General features: G+C 67.3%; 16 protein-coding genes. 7 read left to right on the top strand and 9 right to left on the bottom strand.

The genetic code is table 11. The features are described from left to right. Positions 1–5: 5 nt before the first annotated feature. Genes ACE3T2_RS11600 through ACE3T2_RS11580 form a run of 5 tightly spaced genes read right to left on the bottom strand, consistent with a single transcriptional unit; the run spans position 6 to position 2,609 of the window. A complete protein-coding gene (locus ACE3T2_RS11600) occupies positions 6–275 on the bottom strand; it encodes a DUF1294 domain-containing protein (protein WP_374657441.1) in 270 nt (89 codons plus the stop codon). After that, the gene (locus tag ACE3T2_RS11595) at positions 272–913 is read right to left on the bottom strand and encodes a GNAT family N-acetyltransferase (RefSeq protein ID WP_374657439.1); all 642 of its coding nucleotides are present in this window, start codon (positions 911–913) and stop codon (positions 272–274) included. Before ACE3T2_RS11595 ends, ACE3T2_RS11600 begins: the two co-directional genes overlap by 4 nt. After that, a complete protein-coding gene (locus ACE3T2_RS11590; protein ID WP_374657437.1) occupies positions 910–1,473 on the bottom strand; it encodes a demethoxyubiquinone hydroxylase family protein in 564 nt (187 codons plus the stop codon). Before ACE3T2_RS11590 ends, ACE3T2_RS11595 begins: the two co-directional genes overlap by 4 nt. Beyond that, a complete protein-coding gene (locus tag ACE3T2_RS11585; RefSeq protein WP_374657435.1) occupies positions 1,470–1,991 on the bottom strand; it encodes a disulfide bond formation protein B in 522 nt (173 codons plus the stop codon). The genes ACE3T2_RS11590 and ACE3T2_RS11585 overlap by 4 nt, the downstream gene beginning before the upstream one ends. Before the next feature lie 39 nt (positions 1,992–2,030). Then, entirely contained in the window at positions 2,031–2,609 is a 579-nt protein-coding gene (locus ACE3T2_RS11580) for a YqaA family protein (protein ID WP_374657433.1), read from the bottom strand. 157 nt (positions 2,610–2,766) lie between these two features. On the opposite strand from ACE3T2_RS11580, the gene ACE3T2_RS11575 reads away from it, so the two are divergent. The 4 genes from ACE3T2_RS11575 (at position 2,767) to ACE3T2_RS11560 (ending at position 5,654) form a co-directional block, all read left to right on the top strand. After that, on the top strand, positions 2,767–3,804 hold the full coding sequence (locus ACE3T2_RS11575; RefSeq protein WP_374657431.1) for an isoaspartyl peptidase/L-asparaginase family protein: 1,038 nt from the start codon (positions 2,767–2,769) through the stop codon (positions 3,802–3,804). 69 nt (positions 3,805–3,873) lie between these two features. After that, a complete protein-coding gene (locus ACE3T2_RS11570) occupies positions 3,874–4,149 on the top strand; it encodes a hypothetical protein (protein WP_374657429.1) in 276 nt (91 codons plus the stop codon). Next, positions 4,150–5,157 (top strand): fumarylacetoacetate hydrolase family protein, encoded by a 1,008-nt coding sequence (locus ACE3T2_RS11565; protein WP_374657427.1) that lies wholly within the window; start codon positions 4,150–4,152, stop codon positions 5,155–5,157. Further along, entirely contained in the window at positions 5,154–5,654 is a 501-nt protein-coding gene (locus ACE3T2_RS11560; protein WP_374657425.1) for a MarR family winged helix-turn-helix transcriptional regulator, read from the top strand. The genes ACE3T2_RS11565 and ACE3T2_RS11560 overlap by 4 nt, the downstream gene beginning before the upstream one ends. A 2-nt stretch (positions 5,655–5,656) precedes the next feature. On the opposite strand, the gene ACE3T2_RS11555 is transcribed toward ACE3T2_RS11560, so the two are convergent. The 3 genes from ACE3T2_RS11555 to ACE3T2_RS11545 all read right to left on the bottom strand — a co-directional run bounded on the left by ACE3T2_RS11555 (position 5,657) and on the right by ACE3T2_RS11545 (position 8,250). Further along, positions 5,657–5,965: a hypothetical protein gene (locus ACE3T2_RS11555; RefSeq protein WP_374657423.1), complete on the bottom strand. Its 309-nt coding sequence runs from the start codon at positions 5,963–5,965 to the stop codon at positions 5,657–5,659. 91 nt (positions 5,966–6,056) lie between these two features. Next, the gene (locus ACE3T2_RS11550; protein WP_374657421.1) at positions 6,057–7,928 is read right to left on the bottom strand and encodes a ferrous iron transporter B; all 1,872 of its coding nucleotides are present in this window, start codon (positions 7,926–7,928) and stop codon (positions 6,057–6,059) included. 1 nt (position 7,929) lies between these two features. After that, positions 7,930–8,250 (bottom strand): ferrous iron transport protein A, encoded by a 321-nt coding sequence (locus ACE3T2_RS11545; protein WP_374657419.1) that lies wholly within the window; start codon positions 8,248–8,250, stop codon positions 7,930–7,932. Between the two features lie 491 nt (positions 8,251–8,741). On the opposite strand from ACE3T2_RS11545, the gene ACE3T2_RS11540 reads away from it, so the two are divergent. Then, positions 8,742–10,076 carry a site-specific integrase gene (locus ACE3T2_RS11540; protein WP_374657417.1) on the top strand — a complete coding sequence of 445 codons (1,335 nt, stop codon included), beginning with the start codon at positions 8,742–8,744 and terminating at the stop codon, positions 10,074–10,076. Positions 10,077–10,492: 416 nt separating this feature from the next. Here the strand turns inward: ACE3T2_RS11540 and ACE3T2_RS11535 are convergent, their stop codons facing one another. After that, complete coding sequence (locus tag ACE3T2_RS11535) at positions 10,493–13,696, bottom strand: hypothetical protein (RefSeq protein WP_374657415.1); 3,204 nt, start codon at positions 13,694–13,696, stop codon at positions 10,493–10,495. A gap of 649 nt (positions 13,697–14,345) precedes the next feature. On the opposite strand from ACE3T2_RS11535, the gene ACE3T2_RS11530 reads away from it, so the two are divergent. Continuing rightward, positions 14,346–14,471 (top strand): hypothetical protein, encoded by a 126-nt coding sequence (locus tag ACE3T2_RS11530; RefSeq protein ID WP_374657413.1) that lies wholly within the window; start codon positions 14,346–14,348, stop codon positions 14,469–14,471. Then, a complete protein-coding gene (locus ACE3T2_RS11525; RefSeq protein WP_374657411.1) occupies positions 14,468–16,279 on the top strand; it encodes an RHS repeat domain-containing protein in 1,812 nt (603 codons plus the stop codon). Before ACE3T2_RS11530 ends, ACE3T2_RS11525 begins: the two co-directional genes overlap by 4 nt. Positions 16,280–16,586 lie beyond the last annotated feature (307 nt).

Here is a 16,586-nt window from a genome sequence, read left to right as displayed (position 1 = left end):
CGCCGCTATTCCAGGACGAACATGGCCATCAGGCAGACGGCGGCGACCGCTTGCAGCGCCACGATCGTCAGCAGCCAGTTCGCGAAGGGCTGCTTGCGGGTCTTGTGACGGAAGACCTGCTGGGCCGCGACCGCGCCCACCGAGCCGCCCACGGCAGCCAGGGTCAGCAAGGTGCGTTCGGGAATCCGCTCGACGCCGCGCACGGCGCTGGACTTGTCCCAGCCCATGGCCGCGAAGGCGATCAGGTTGATCACCACCAGATAGAGAAGGATCACTCCGGCGCCTGGGCCGGCCGCCACATGGCCCACATGGGCGGGGCGTCGGGCCTCGCGCGCAGCACCTCGACCACCTCGAAGCCATGGCGGCGATAGAGCGGCACGTTGGCCTCGTTGGAGGACTCCAGATACGCGGGCAGGCCGCGGGCGTCGACGCTCGTGAGCCCCGCGGCCAGCAGGCGCGAGCCGACGCCGTGGCCTTGCGCCTCGGGACGCACGCCGAGGAACCACAGATAGGCGTGCGGCTCCTTCGGGTGATGGGCGTCCATCATGGCGCGCAGGGCGGCCATGCGCGGCAGGCGGCGCATGGCGGTGGCGTGCAGCAGGGTCGGCAACGCGCGCAGTTCCTGCAGAAGGGGCGTGGGGCCGAGGCTCTCCGAGGGGAGCCAGATCGCCGCCGCGCCCCCGGTGGCCGGGCGCGTGACCTGGCCATCGGCCAGGCCCATGCCGATCAGCAGGTGGAAGAGCTTGAGGCGGGCGGAGGCATGGCGCCTGTCGTCGCGCAGGAACCAGTTGAAGACCGGATCGGTCGCGAAGGCGGCGGAGAGGTCGTCGGCGACGCGGGAGAGGTCGGCCATCGAGGCGCTCACAGGCGCCTCGGCGGCGCGGCGCAGGGCGACGATCTCTTCGTCGGTCATATCTTCTCGCTGATCCTGATGGCGGCGCGGCAGCCGGCGCGGATGACGGCGGCCAGCAGCGGATAGCCCGGCGCCTCGCGTGCGCCTTCTTCCAGCGCATGGTCGCGGTGGGCGATCTCCTCGTCGCGGAACTTGGTCAACTCGGCGGCGAGCTCTGGCTCGCGGCCTTCCAGTTCGGCGATCTGGCCCGCGTAATGCTGCTCGATCACGTCCTCGACGGCCTCGGTGCAGGCGTGGGCCGCCTTCTCGCCCAACAGGGCGGTGCCGGCGCCGAGCGCGAAGCCGGCGACCCGCCAGAGCGGGGCCATGGCGGTGGGTCGCACCTTGCGCTCGTTGAGCAGCTTGTCGAAGCGGGTGAGGTGGTCGAGCTCGTCGGCCTCCATCTCCGCAAGCTGGCCCGCGATGCGCTCGCGGCCCTTGCCCGCGCGAAGCACGGCGAGTTGGCCGCGATAGATGTGGACCGCGCCCAATTCGCCGGCGTGGTCGACGCGCAGGATCTCGGCCAGCCGCTGGCCGGTCGCGCCCATGCCGGGGCGCGGAGGGAGAGGCTTGCCGCTCATCGGGTGGGTCTCCGTTCGTCGGCGAGCGCCATGAAGCTGAGCACGGTCAGCCCCAGCGACACCAGGGCGTTCCAGCCGGCCATGGACAGGCCGAGGAACACCCAGGCGGCCTTGTCGCAGGCCGGCGGCCTGATCTTGGCGCCCTGCAGCAGATCGGCCATCTGACCGGCGCTGACCGCGCCCGCCCCGCCGCCGGAGCAGGAGGTGGGGCCGGGCCAGAACTTCCACTCGGCGCCGGCATGGTAGACCGCCAGGGCCACGCCAGCGGCGAAGACCAGGCCCAGCGCGCCGTCGAAGGCCCAGCGGAACTTCTCGCCGCCGCGCATGCGCGTGATCAGCATACCGGCCAGGGCCAGGCCCGCGGCGACCCAATAGACCTCTCGCGCCCGCAGGCAGAGGGTGCAGGGGGCCAGGCCGCCGAAGGTCTCGAACGCATGGGCGATGGCCAGCATGGCGAGCGAAGCGACCAGGGCGCAGAGCCGCCAGCGCTGGAGGAAGGGTTTGAGGAACGCGCTCATCGCCGTCGATATGACCTCAAAAGCTGCGCCGTCCCAAGCCTAGGTAAGCATCTTCACGGCGACCACCAGGGCAACCAGGGCAAGGACGCCCAGCGTGCCGTAGAGCGCCATGCGCTTTTCGAACTCGGCCAGCATGGCGGGGCCGAAGTACTTCAGGATCGCCGCCACGGCGAAGAAGCGCAGGCCGCGGGTCAGGACCGAGGCCCAGATGAAGGTGACGAGCGAGAATTGGGCGAGGCCCGCGGTGATGGTCACCAGCTTGTAGGGGATCGGCGTCGCGCCCTTGATCAGGATCACCCACAGGCCCCAGTCGGCGAACCACGCCTCGAACGCGGCCTTGCCGTCCGGATGGCCCATCAGGGTCAGCAGCCACATGCCGACGGGCTCGAGATAGAAGCCGATGGCGTAGCCGAGCAGGCCGCCGATCACCGAGGCGGCGGTGCAGATGCCGGCGTAGACGAAGGCGCGGTCCGGGCGGGCCAGGACCATCGGCGCCAGCATCACGTCCGGCGGGATCGGGAAGAACGAGCTCTCGGCGAAGGACACCACGGCCAGGCTGGCGGGGGCGTGGCGCGAGCCGGCCAAGCCCATCACCCAGTCGTACATCTTGCGAAACATGGCGCCCCGACTTGCGATTTGCGCCTTGCTAGCAGGCGAGAGGGCGCTTGTCTCCGTCCGCGGGCTGGGGCAATGGCATGCCCCATGGACCGGCCCGCGCCGGTCCAGCTTTCTACGAAAAACCCGCGGGCCTGCCCGAACCTTCCACGGAGGAACCATGCGCGTCCTCGCTCTTGCCGCTGCGATCGCTTTGCTCATGACCAATCCCGTCCAAGCCGCGCCGAAATGGGCCATCGTCGTGCACGGAGGCGCCGGCGTGATCGAGCGCAGCCACCTGACGCCCGAGCAGGAGAAGGCCTATCGGGCCGCCATGACCCGGGTGACCGAAGTCGGCGCCAAGGTGCTGAAGGACGGCGGCAGCGCCATGGACGCGATCGAGGCGACCATCCACCTGCTGGAGGACGATCCGCTGTTCAACGCCGGGCGCGGCGCGGTCTTCACCGCCGAGGGCCGCAACGAGCTGGACGCGGCGATGATGGACGGCAAGACCCTGAAAGCCGGTGCGGTGGCGGGCGTGACCCGCACGCGCCACCCGATCTCGCTGGCCCGCGCGGTGATGGAAAAGTCGCCGCACGTGATGCTGATCGGGGCCGGGGCGGACGCGTTCTCGAAGGCCCAGGGTCTGGAGCAGGTCGATCCCAGCTACTTCTTCACCGAGCGCCGTTGGAAGAGCCTGGAGAACTTCGCCAAGGCCAACAACCTGCCCGTTCCGGCCAAGCCCGCCGGCGCGAAGGAGCCGGACCCGGCCGAGGGCCTGGCCCACGACGAGGGCAAGCACGGCACGGTCGGCGTGGTCGCCCTGGACAGCCACGGGAACGTGGCGGCCGGCACCTCGACCGGCGGGACGACCGGCAAGCGCTGGGGCCGCGTGGGCGACAGCCCGATCATCGGCGCCGGCACCTACGCGTCGAACGCCTCGTGCGCGGTCTCGGCGACCGGGACGGGCGAGTACTTCATCCGCCTGACCGTGGCGCGCGACGTCTGCGCCCTGGTCGAGCTGAAGGGCATGAGCCTACAGGCCGCGGCCGACGAGGTGGTGCAGAAGAAGCTGACGGCGCTGGGCGGCGACGGCGGAATCATCGCCGTGGCTCCCGACGGCCAGATCGCCTGGAGCTACAACACCTCGGGCATGTACCGCGCCAGCATGGCCGACGGCCGCCCGCTGAGCGTCGGCATCTACAAGGACGAGCCTTGAGTTGTTCCTCCCCCATCGCGATGGGGGAGGAAATGGAAGTTCCGCGACCGGCGCGATAGACTTGCGCGCATGGCCTATATGGATCCCCAGCTCGACCTGACCGAAGCCGCGCAAGAGGAGCTTGAGCGCGCCTGCGCGCTGAGCCGGCGCGACATGGCCGCCTGCACGCCCTGGGGCGACACCTATGAGGGCTACACGCCCGCCGGCCGCGAGGTGTGCTTCGAGCGCAATTATCTGTGGGTCGGCGAACAGGGCGGAGACATCTGCGTCGAGGTCGTGGTCTATTTCCCCGAGGCCTACGAGCAAGGCGTGCGCGTGACACGCAGCGTGGGCGCGGAGGAATGAATGAAGCTCGCGTCGCTGAAGGGTGGACGTGACGGCCGTCTGGTCGTCGTTTCGCAGGATCTGGCCTGGTATGCGGACGCGGGGAGCATAGCTCCGACATTGCAGGGCGCCCTCGACGACTGGGAGCGCGTCGAGCCGCTGCTGCGCGGCCTGGCCGAAAGTCTCGAGCACGGCTCGATCCCCCGCGAGCGTTTCCACGAACACGAGGCGGCGAGCCCCTTGCCGCGCGCCTATCAGTGGGCGGACGGCTCGGCCTATGTGAACCACGTGGCCCTGGTGCGGAAGGCGCGCGCCGCCGACATGCCGCAGAGCTTCTGGACCGACCCGCTGATGTATCAGGGCGGCTCGGACGGCTTCCTGGCGCCCCGCGATCCGATCCCGCTGGCCGACGAGGGCTTTGGTTGCGACATGGAGGGCGAGATCGCGGTGATCACCGGCGATGTGCCGATGGGCGCGAGCCGCGAGGAAGGCCTGGCCGCGATCCGGCTGGTGATGCTGTGCAACGACGTCTCGCTGCGCAACCTGATCCCCGGCGAACTGGCCAAGAGTTTCGGCTTCTTCCAGTCTAAGCCGGCCTCGGCGTTCTCGCCGGTGGCGGTGACGCCGGACGCTCTGGGCGAGGCCTGGCGCGACGGGCGGCTGCACGGCGCGCTGGACGTGGAACTGAACGGAGCGCCGCTCGGCTGCGCCGACGCCGGGGTCGACATGACCTTCGACTTTGGGACCCTGATTGCGCACGCGGCGCGCACGCGGGCGCTGGGCGCGGGCACGATCGTCGGCTCGGGCACGGTGTCGAACCGCGGGCCGGACGGCGGCCCGGGCAGGACCGTCGCCGAGGGCGGGGTGGGCTATTCCTGCCTGGCCGAACTGCGCACCGTCGAGACCCTGGCCCAGGGCGCCCCGAAGACACCGTTTCTGAAGCGCGGCGACGTGGTGCGCATCGAGATGCGTGACGGACGGCGCCATTCCATCTTCGGGGCCATCGAACAGGAGGTCGCGCCGGCATGACGGGGGCGGGCGAGGCTGCGCAGGACGTCGCCGGCGAGCTGCAGCTCGACGCCTATCTCCCCTATCGGCTGTCGGTCGCCTCCAACGCGGTCAGCGGCCTGATCGCGCGGGCCTACGAGGACCGCTTCGGCCTGTCGGTGCCGCAGTGGCGGCTGGTCTGCGTGCTGGCCGAGGACGGCGGCAGGACCCAGCGCGGCATTGTCGCGCGCACCGGCATGGACAAGGTGACGGTCAGTCGCGCCGCCCGGGGCCTGACCGCCCGGCGCCTGATCGGGCGGACCGCCAACAAGGCAGACGGGCGCTCGCACGTCCTGGCGCTGACCGCCGAGGGGCGGGCGCTGCATGCGCAGATCGCACCTCTGGCGCTGGCTTATGAGGCGGCTCTGATCGCCGGGCTGGCGCCAGGTGAGGTGGCGCAGATGAAGCGGTTGCTCATGCGGCTGCAGGCGGCGGCGGATGCGCTGGCCGGCGGGCAGACGCCGACCGTGAGGATCTAGGGCTAGTGCGCCGTGGCGGGCTTCAGGCCCCAGCGGTGCGAGCCCTCGCCGAAGCGCAGGTGAAAGCCGTAAAGGGCGCGGCGGGCCTCGTCGCGCCAGGTTTCCTCGAACGAGACGATGATGGCGTGTTCGAAGTCCTCGGGGATGTTCTTCACATCGACGCCGACCTCGCGCGCGACATTGGCGATGACGTCGCGGCGATGCGCTTCGCCTCCGAAGTAGACGAGCGTCTCCCGGATTCGCTCGACCAGCATTTCCGTGGTCGGACGCGGCGCCGACCGGCGGCGAGATTTCTTCTGAGCTTGGTCCATTCTAGCCCCCACCCAATGGTGGAACGCTAGGACTTGCGCATTTAGCGGAGAGTTAATCGCCGGGGTTAAAGCGTTTTCAGGCTTTGAGCGCTCAGCCTGCGCCGAGCGCCACGGCCGCGTGGTAGACGACGAACGAGGCGGCGTAGGCGAGCGTCACCATGTAGCCGAACATCACCGCCGGCCAGACCCAGCTGTTGGTCTCGCGCTTCACCACGCCCAGGGTCGGGGCGCACTGGGGCGCGAAGACGTACCAGGCCAGGAACGAAAGGCCGGTGGCCAGCGACCAGTGGCCTGCCAGGGTGGAGGCGAGCGTCCCGACGTTGTTCTCCGCATCGCCGACCGCATAGACGGTGCCCAGGGTGGCGACCGCGACCTCACGGGCGGCCATGCCGGGCACGAGGGCGATCGACATCTGCCAGTTGAAGCCGATCGGGGCGAGCAGCGGCTGGATCGCGTGGCCGATCATGCCGGCGAAGCTGTAGTCGATGGCCGGGCCGGTGGCGCCTTCCGGCGGATAGGGGAAGGTCGACAGCACCCAGATCAGGATCATCAGCGGCAGGATGATCCGCCCGGCGCGGCTGATGAACATCTTGGCGCGGAGGCCGAGATTGCGGACCACGTTCATCGGGTCGGGCAGCTTGTAGGTCGGCAGCTCCATCAGGAACGGCTCGACGGCGCTGCGCCAGAAAACGCGGCGGATGACGAACGAGACGAGCAGGGCGCTCAGGATGCCGCTGGCGTAGAGGCCGAACATCACCAGGCCCTGCAGGCTGAATGCGCCCCCCACCTTGGTGTTGGGGATGAAGGCGCCGATGATCAGGGTGTAGACCGGAATCCGCGCCGAGCAGGTCATCAGCGGCGCGACCAGGATGGTGGTTATGCGGTCGCGTTTGTTGTCGATAACCCGCGTCGACATGATGCCCGGGATCGCGCAGGCGAAGGACGACAGCAGTGGGATGAACGCGCGGCCGTGCAGGCCCGCCCCGCCCATGATCTTGTCCATCAGGAAGGCGGCGCGGGACATGTAGCCCAGGTCTTCCAGCATGATGATGAAGAAGAACAGGATCAGGATCTGCGGCAGGAACACCAGCACGCTGCCGACCCCGGCGATCAGGCCGTCGGAGATCAGGCTGTGCAGCAGCGGGTTTGGAATGTAGTCGCCCACGAAGGCGCCGAGCGCGGCGAAGGCGGCTTCGATCCCGTCCATGGCGGGCGTGGCCCAGGTGAACACCGCCTGGAACATCAGGAACAGCAGGCCGAGCAGGATGACCAGCCCCGCGACCGGATGCAGCAGGACGGAGTCGATGCGGCCGGTCCAGGTGTCCGGATGCTCGGGCGGACGCACATAGGTGCGCACCAGCCGCTGGGCCTCGGCGTGGGCCTTGCGGATCTCGGCGGCGTTCGGCTCGCGCCAGGTGTTCTCGGCGGCCAGATGGCCGGCTTCGATCAGGCCGTCGACCTGTTTGAGCAGTTCCTCGATCCCGCGCTTGCGGGTGGCGACCGTCGTGACGATCGGAGCGCCGATCTCGCGCGAAAGACCCTCAAGGTCGATGCGCAGGCCCTGGCGCTGGGCGATGTCGTACATGTTGAGGGCCAGCACCATAGGGCGGCCGACCTGCTTGAGCTCCATGGCCAGGCGCAGCACCAGACGCAGGTTGGTGGCGTCGGCCACGCAGACGACGATCTCGGGCGGAACCTCGCCGGCCAGGCGGCCGAGCACGGCGTCGCGGGTGACGACCTCGTCGGGACTGCGCGCGCGCAGCGAATAGGTGCCCGGCAGGTCGAGCACGAAGAGATTGCGGCCGGCGGGCGAGACAACGACGCCTTCCTTCCGCTCGACGGTGACGCCGGCGTAGTTGGCGACCTTCTGGCGCGAGCCGGTGAGGGCGTTGAAGAGGGCGGTCTTGCCGGAATTGGGATTGCCGACCAGGGCGACCCTGGCCGGGGAAAGCACTTCACTCATGTCACGCGCGGTCCAGCAGGATGAACACGTCCTCGGCGTCGCGGCGACGCAGGGCGATCCGCATGTCGTCCAGTCGCACGGCGATCGGGTCGCGGCCGATCGCGCCCTCGTGGATCACCTCGATGCGGGCGCCCTCGACGAAGCCGAACTCGAGCAGGCGGCGTTGCAGTTCCTCGACATCGACCCCGTGGGCGCCGGGCTTGCTTTCGGCCCGCACGTCCACCACCACGCCGGCGTCGCCGACCGACGCGTCGCTCAGCCGGACCACGACACCGTCGGCGGGAAGGGCGTCAGTCTCGGGGCGGAGCGACAGGTTGTTCATTCGCGGGACTTCCTGGGAGCACTATTTGCGAACGATTATCAGTTTGAGGAGGCCGCGTCGAGAGCGCGGCCATGCGTAATTTCCCCTAGACAGGCCAGGGCCCGCGAAATACCTGACGCTCTCCACGTGCGGGCGTGGTGAAACTGGTAGACGCGCCGGACTCAAAAGGCGATGTCTTCAGGAAAATGTAATAAAATCAAAGAATTGGGTGATTTTCGGCGTTTCACATGGCTTGCACATGTGGCCGATTTTCGCGGCTGGCTCGGCGGGCGGCCCGATAAGCTCGCTTCAAAGTCCGATGAGTTGGCCTTGCGCGTCGATCATCGGACTTTTGCGCTCGCAAGTCTCTGGACACAAAAGAGTTTGTGCGAGGGGCTGCTTGCACAGTTTGTTGCACATAGCGGCGCTGGTCCGCTGGACGACGTAGGCTTACGCGCTCCGCCCGCCGGGCTGACTGCGCTAGACCTGCCGGCTCGTCGGAGGGCGGGTCGATGACCACGCAGAGCCCATCGGCCGCGGCCGAAAGCCACACGATCATGGACGGGCGCGTGCACGTCTATCGGCGACCCAACAGCCGCTTCTGGCAGTGCTCGGTGTTCCTGGGCGGCCGCAATCACCGCGTCACCACCCGGCAGGACAACATCGTGCTCGCGCTGGAGTTCGCGCGGGACTGGTCGCTGGATCGGTTCGCCGAGGATCGGATCCGGCGGCGCGGTGGCCAGGTCGTGGATAGCGGCGGAGCGTCGGGGCAGGCTGACCCCGAGCGCCGTCCCGCCAGTACGCCGCGCCGCCCCGGCGCGCGAACCTTCCGCGAGGCGGCGAGCGCCTTCGTCGCCGAGTACGAGATCATGACGCTCGGTGAGCGCAACGCCGAACATGTCGCCCAGAAGTCCAGGCACCTGGACCTCTACCTGCTGCCGTTCTTCGGCGATTGCGCCCTGGAGGAGGTGAGCGCCGGACGCATCCAGGACTACCGGGTCCATCGCCTCAAGCCGCCGCCGGGACCTGACGAGCGCGCTCGCGCCCCCAAGGGCCGCAAGCGCGTCTACAAGAAGCCGGCGCGCAGCACCCTGCACAAGGAGCTCGTCACCCTTCGCCAGGTGCTCAAGAGCGCCAACCGCAAGGGCTGGATCTCAGCGCTGCCCGACATGTCGGCGCCCTACAAGGCCTCAGGCAAGATCGCCCATCGCGCCTGGTTTTCGCCCGAGGAGTACAAACGTCTCTACGAGGCGACGCGCGACCGCGCCCGCAATCCGAAGAGCGAGCGCTGGCGCGGCGAGTGCGAGCAGTTGCACGACTATGTGCTCTTCATGGTCAATACCGGCCTGCGCCCCGACGAGGCCTGCCGTCTTGAGTTCCGCGACGTGCAGGTCGTGGTGGATGACGACACCGGCGAGCGCATCCTGGAGATCGAGGTGCGCGGCAAGCGCGGCGTCGGCTTCTGCAAGAGCATGCCGGGCGCGGTGCTCCCGTTTCAGCGGGTGAAGAAGCGCAAGGTCGGGAACCCGACGGAGCTGGTGTTCGGGAAGGTGCAGCGCGAGCTCCTGAACGCGGTGCTCGAGGACCTCGACCTGAAGACCGATCGCGAGGGCAATCCCCGCACCGCCTACAGCCTGCGCCACACCTACATCTGCCTGCGGCTGATGGAGGGCGCCGACATCTATCAGATCGCCAAGAACTGCCGCACCAGCGTGGAGATGATCGAGAAGTTCTACGCCGTCCACATCAAGAGCACCCTGGATGCGGCGGCGATCAACGTGCGCAAGGCTGCCAAACCGCGGAAGGACCCTTCCGCGCAAAAGCCCAGGCGAACGCCTGAGGGCTGACACGCGAACGCGTCTCAACGGCGCGAGGCGCATCGCTCGCCAAGCGGCGCCGAAGGGGCGATCTTCCCGATCGGGAAGAATTGGTCCGAAGCGACTTGTCTGGTGTTGGAATCTTCCCGCTCGGGAAGATGTCCGTACCGTTCACCACTGCTGCTGAATTCGGCGCTGCGCTGACCCGGACCGGAAAGGGGCTGGGGTTACTCGGCGCCAACTCGACCTGGCCATAGGCGGTGGCGAGCGCTTCATCGTCGAGCTGGAGGCAGGAAAGCCGACGGCCAGCTCGGCAAGGCGCTCGCTGCGCCAAGGCGGTGACCCTGCCGATCTTTCACGAAGACCGGCCGGTCGCACGTCATGTTGTCGGACGCGCCGCAATCCGTGCCGTCGGGCGGCGGCGGCGCGCCGCCGCCCGTGCGCACCTAGGTCTGTTCGACGTAGGGTGTGAGGAGCCCGCTGTCTTCGTCGCCGAAGGTCACGAAGCGTCGCGGCGTCAGCGACAGCGCGCCGTAGGTTCCACGGTTCGGCAGGCTCGCATTCCACTCCGACAGGGGGCCGGCGTAGGCGAGCTGGTTCTGCCCCCAGGGACCCTCGCCGTGACCGCCCCAGTCGGCGTCATGGGCGAACTGCGGGCCGGTGAAGTCGGCCGGCAACGGCAGGGTCGCATCGCCCCAACCCAGCGTGAACTCCTGGATCGAGCCGTTCAGCGGTGAACTGCCTGACCCCGTCGCATGGGTGAAGAGGCCGCCCGTCAGGAAACTGGCGATGTCGCCGTCCGAAACCGTCGGGAGCGTGCCCACCGAAGAGCTGACATTGACGTTGTTGTTCCCGCCGCCGGCCCACACCACCGCCAGCTTCTTGGCCGCCGACTGGCTAGTCTGGTCCAGGTCGAGGAAGAAGTGGAGCGTGACCAGCGTGTCCGGCGTCAGCAGTGAGAGCGCGTTGGGGCCGCGGATCTGCTGAGGCGCCGAGGCCGGGCCCAGCAGGATGCGCACGTCGCTGCCGGTCGCCGTGTAGATCCGGAACGAGCCTGTTGAGCCCGACGAGCTCGAGACTAGCGTATCGTTCGGGGCGATCGCGCCGTCGACTTTGAAACGTAGCGATCCGCGCAGTCGCCGGAACGCGCCGGCTCGAAGCGGCGCTGTGCCGCTGTATTGCCGGCTCGCGGCGGTCGGGCCGGAATAGGCGTTGGCTTTCGACGCGGGCGGCGGCGGCAGTTCGCCCGTCCGGTTCGTCGAGGCGGCCGAGCCGATGCTCGGGGCGGCGACGCCGCCCAGGTTTCGCACATAACCGCTACTGGGCGCGGTGTAACCCATGGTCACCGCCTGGGCCGCGCTCACGAGCGGCGTCGGCAGCACCGCCACCAGCGACCGCCCCCAGACGAAAGTGTCGTGGAAGCTGACGGGCTGGCCGCTGAAGGTCGCCGGCACCCAGGAGGTGATCCCGATCGTGGTCCCGGACACGCTGACCACAAAGGTGTCCGGCTCGAGCGCCGGGCTCTCCGCGCGCTGGCCGATGCGAACGCCGCTCGCGCTGGCGACGGTGATGACCGGCAGGTAAGTGTTGGTCGAGCCGGTCGAGCGCGTACCCGAGGCCGTGGTTGAAACCGACCCGAGGCTCACGGCCGATCCGGCGACGCTCACCGAGACGTCGGCCGGGGCGGGTTGCGCCTGAAGGTCCAACGCTTTGTCGAACTCGAACCAGGCGTAGCGCCCGCGCGCTTCTCGGCGGGCCAGCGTCGGCGCCGTCCCATCCAGGTAGGCGGGCGAATAGGCCGGGTAGTAGTCGCGCACGAAGCTGTAGCAATACGGATAGAAATAGGGGTCGGTGTCGTAGTTCCGGCGGACCCAGCGGTTGTGCCAGGTGTCGCACCACTCGAAGAAGCGCGGATTGTTCCAGAGGCGCTCGGCGCCCATCATCCGCGCGACCAGAGCGGCGCTTATGTAGGGATAGGAGTTGGTGCCCTGGTAGGCGATCTCGGCAGTCACCCCGCCATAGCCCTTGTTGCTGGGCTTGGCGGCGTAGCCCGTCGCGTTCTCGCTCCAGTCCGGCCAGCCCTGGGGCTGGGGACGGGTCTGGATCGATTCGAGCGCGTTGCTTTCGATGCGTTCGCGATCGATCGGAAAGACGGTCATGTCGTTGCCGAAGATCGCATTGAGCGTGCCGTCGCACCACTTCAGCAGCTTGCGGCGCTCGACGACGTCGGCCGCATTGCGCAGCAGGCGCGCGGCGTAGACGAGCGTCGGCTTGAGCCACTGATGGGCGCCGCCGAAGCTGAAGCTGGGGCCGGACCACCGACGGCCGGCCTCGGTGGCGTCATAGAGGTCCAGGCCGATCTGGATCAGCTTGTAGGCGACGGCCTTGCGGTCCTCCAGGCTGACCCCTTGGGTCATGGTGAAGAACATGGCCTGCAACATGTCGTTGGCCATGTTGCCGCCGTACCGCGACTGGACGCCGTCCGGATTCACCCCGCGGGAGAATAGCATCTGGCCGACCAGGGTGTTGATCGGACCGAGCTTGGCGATCAGGGCCGACGCCGTGGGCAGGGTCGCCGAGGCTGGTTTCGCCACGAGCGGAAGCACGCTCCAATCGATGTCCGAAGCGAAGAAGATCGGGGTCTTCGAAATCGCGCCGGCCCAACGCCGGAAGGCGCCCTCGGGCGGAACCGCATCCAGCAGGGTCAGTAGCGAGGTGTTGGCCAGCTTGTGGCGGCTGTCCGCCTCGGGGGCGGTGAGGATCGAGACCGCCTTGCTCAGCGTCTTGACGCCGCTGATCGGCGCGCCCGTGGCGCCGGGATCCTTGTTCAGGGCGTTGTCGTGTCCGACTTCGGTCGGTGAGCCGGCCGAAGGAGCCGGTGGGAGGCCGTCCCATCCTTGCGGGGTGGTGCTTGGGTCCGCGCCGGTGACGCCAGGGCCCAGACGACCGTAGTCCACCATCAGACCGTGAACCCAGCGGCCGGTGAAGGCTTCACCGCTGTCATAGGTTCCGGACTGTTGGAAACTGGCCGGGAGCGCGGCGTTGACGGTCGCCCCGACCGCGAAATAGTCGCCGCTGACGAACCGGCCGACGGGGGCAGCAGCGTCCAGTTTCCAGGTCACCTCCCGATCGACGATCGTATCCAGGCTTTCGGTCGCGGTCAGGGGGGCGGGGGCCGTCGCCGGGTTTTCGATATAGAGCCGCAGGTGGCGCAGCTGCATCTTCTCCCCGGCGATCGCCGTCTGAAACGTCAGGGTGAAGGTCCGATCAGCGGTGAAGTCGTAGGTCTTGCGGGCCAGCACTCCCTCGACGGCGCCGACGTCATTGCGTTCGGCCGGCAGCGTGTCCCAGGCGTTGCGGGCGCCGGCCGACCAGAGGCGCTTCTTGAACTGGCCCCCGGCGGTCCCGGCCGCATCGAGTGCGGCGAAGCTGTTCCCGTCGATCTTGGCGCGGAGGGATTTTGCATTCGCCGTGTCGGTGCAGTCGGTCAGGAGCTCGAGGACGATGTTGGAGTGCCGTCCGATCTTGTCAGCCGGGATGGTCACCTCGCCGAGCACGTCCTGCTCGGCGGTTGACGCGGCGGCGGCCGCGTCGAAGACCGGATCGCTGCTGATCTCATAGATGATGTGGATGGGGGTGTCGGAAGACATTCTTCGCCTTTGTTCTGAGGTGAAGTTCTGGCGTCATGCAGGGCATGACGGCCGGTGGTGACGGGTGCATGGGCCGTCGCGACGCGCCCGGCACTTCGCAGAGCACGGGCGCGAGGCGGGCCGACGCGTAAGGAGAGCGCCGTTTCGCCGTGAGCCGTGCGAGCGACAGGACCGACGCCGTCACGGACGTCGAAAGGGCCGCAGCAGGCCTGCGGCCGGTTGGACTTGATCGTAAAGGACGGTTTGCGAACGCTCGCCTGACCGGTGGCGGCGCTAAGGCGCAGCAACCACCAATGACGAAAATCTATTGAACCTTCCGGGCGATGTCAAGAACAAATAGAGAACAAATTGGCCGTGGCGCGGGGCGGGGCGGCCCCGGGGCGACCAGGGCGCGGTCCGAAATTCTCCCCGCGGGCGGCTATCGGCTCGAGGCCGGGTTCGGCGGGAGCAGCGTCATATCGGCGAGCGCCCGGAACGAGACTGGCGCAATTGCGGGCGGGCCCAGCCCAGCCCAGCTTAGCGGCGACCTTCGCAGGGCAAAAAGGGTCGGGAGCCCCTTCCCGCCGGCCGCCGGCATGCAAAGGGGACCTGACGGCTTCGCAGTCTGTGAGAATCGTCGCCTGCTGAGCGCGGGGTGCGGGAGGCTGGCATGGACGAGGGGATCGAGACGGCGCGGCTGAGCGTGGCGGAGATCGACGATCAGGCGATCGCCGAGATTGGTGATCTGATCGGGGAACCGGCATGTCGTTTCCCGGGGCGGGCTGGGAAACTGTGACCTTCGGATACGATGCGACCGGCGCCGGCAATAAAGGGCGAGGGCGGCTGACAAGCGTCACCGAGGAGTCCGGCTCGAGCAACTTTGCGTATGACGAGCACGGGCGGATCACCGTCGATGCGAAAGTGATCAAAGGCCAATCCTATTCCGTGGCCTACGCTTATGACGCCAACGGCAAGATCATTCAGATGACCCTGCCTTCGGGGCGCCTGGTGACGTTCACCAGGGCGATCGATGGTCTGGCGACCGCTGTCTCGACCAAAGCGCCTGCCGGCACCGTGCAATCCATCGCTAATAGCGTGACGTATCTGCCGTTCGGCCCTGTCAAGCAACTCGCCTATGGGAATGGGCTAACGCTGACTCGGACCTACGATCGGAACTATTGGCTGACGGGAACGAAAGTTTCCGCGACGGGCGTCATTCCCCTGGATCTGACCTTCCAGCGCAATGAGAACGGGCAGCTGACCAACGTTATTGATAACGCAGCGACCGGACGAGGAGCTGTTTTCGGTTACTACGACTCCGGTCGTCTGCAGTACGGTGTCGGTCCGTGGGGAAACCATAGCTACGCATATGACGCGGCGGGTAACCGGACGGATTTTCGGACGGATGTCGGGGGTGTTGTCGCCTATGAGTTCGCAATCAACTCAGGGGCTAGCAACCAAGTCACTCAAGTCCAGGATACCAATGGAGCGGTGCTCCGCAATCTGATCTATCGAGATGGCGGCGACCTCTATGAGGACGCCCATGTGGGTGGCTCGACCTACCAATTCTACTATAGCGCCAGGAAGCGCCTTGTCGTGGTCAACAAGGATGCCGTCGACCTGGCCTATTACGGCTATGATTTTCGGAACCAGCGGGTGTCGCGACAGATCATGTCGCCGAGCTACAGTTCGGTTCACTACATCCACGATCAGCAAGGTCATCTTATCGCAGAACATAACGGGGATACCGGCGCGGCGATTAAGCAATACGTCTGGCTTGACGACATGTTGTTGGCTGTCATCGATAGTTCGTCCGGCTCCGAGGTGTTGTACTACGTGCACACGGGTCAACTCGATGAGCCGCTCGTGATGACGAACTCAGCCAAGTCTAAGGTCTGGGACGTAAGTATCGAGCCCTTCGGTCAGGCACAGTTGCTTGGGACGGTGAGCGCAGATCTCGATCTCCGCCTACCCGGACAATGGAGCCAGATGGAGAGCGGTCTTAGTCAAAACTGGAACCGGGACTACGATCCCACCCTCGCGCGCTATATCCAGGCTGATCCCATTGGTCTCGCTGGCGGCCAAAACCTCTATGGCTATGTCGACGGTCGGCCGCTTGAATGGGGCGACCCAACTGGCGAATGTCCCATGTGCGTCAGCGCGGGCATTGGAGCGGCGCTTGGAGCCGGTTCAGACTTGGCGGTCCAGGCCATGATCCACGGAGCAGATTGGGGCGCTTACGACCTAAACAGCGTGCTGCGGAGCGGCATTGCAGGCGGCGTCACCGGCGGACTCATGATGTTGCCGTTGGGCTATACGTGGGGTGGGGCGATGCTATCGGGAGCTATCGGGGGGATCACGGGAGAAATGTTTAACCCGGATATGACCGAGTGCAGCCTGTTCAAAGCGGCGGCGTTCGGGGTTCTGGGTAGCGCCCTCGGTGGGCCGACGAAGTCTCTTCAGCCAGGCCGACGTCCGCTGCCTCTGCATGTCACCGACTTCTCCTTGGTCTGGAAGCAAGCCGCTCCGCAGCGCCCCGCCGCTTGGATCCGGGCAGCCGGGGCCAACCTTCCCGGGCCTATTTGGGACCATGGGCCGAAATGAACGCGCTGATCGGATTTGTCGCAGCGGTCTTCTTGCAAGGCATGCTGGGTAGCGCGTGCTTTAGGAGCGCTCGCGTGAACGTACGTTGTGCGCTTATCGTGGGTGCACTTGTTGCTGCGGCAAACCTTGCGCCCATATCACGCCAGGCTGCATCAAAAGCAGGGCTGAGCATTGTGCTTTTGGCTGGCGTCGCGTCGCTTGGCTGGAAGCTGTTTCACGACCTTCGAGGTCGCTGATCGATCTCAACTGGCTAGCCGAGCCGATCATTTTTGCCCCGCTTTCGCAAGGGAGCGGGGCTTTTTCTGTC

The sequence above is a fragment of the Phenylobacterium sp. genome (assembly GCF_041919955.1).
Taxonomy (GTDB): domain Bacteria; phylum Pseudomonadota; class Alphaproteobacteria; order Caulobacterales; family Caulobacteraceae; genus Phenylobacterium.
This window is presented reverse-complemented; position numbering and strand designations above follow the sequence as displayed.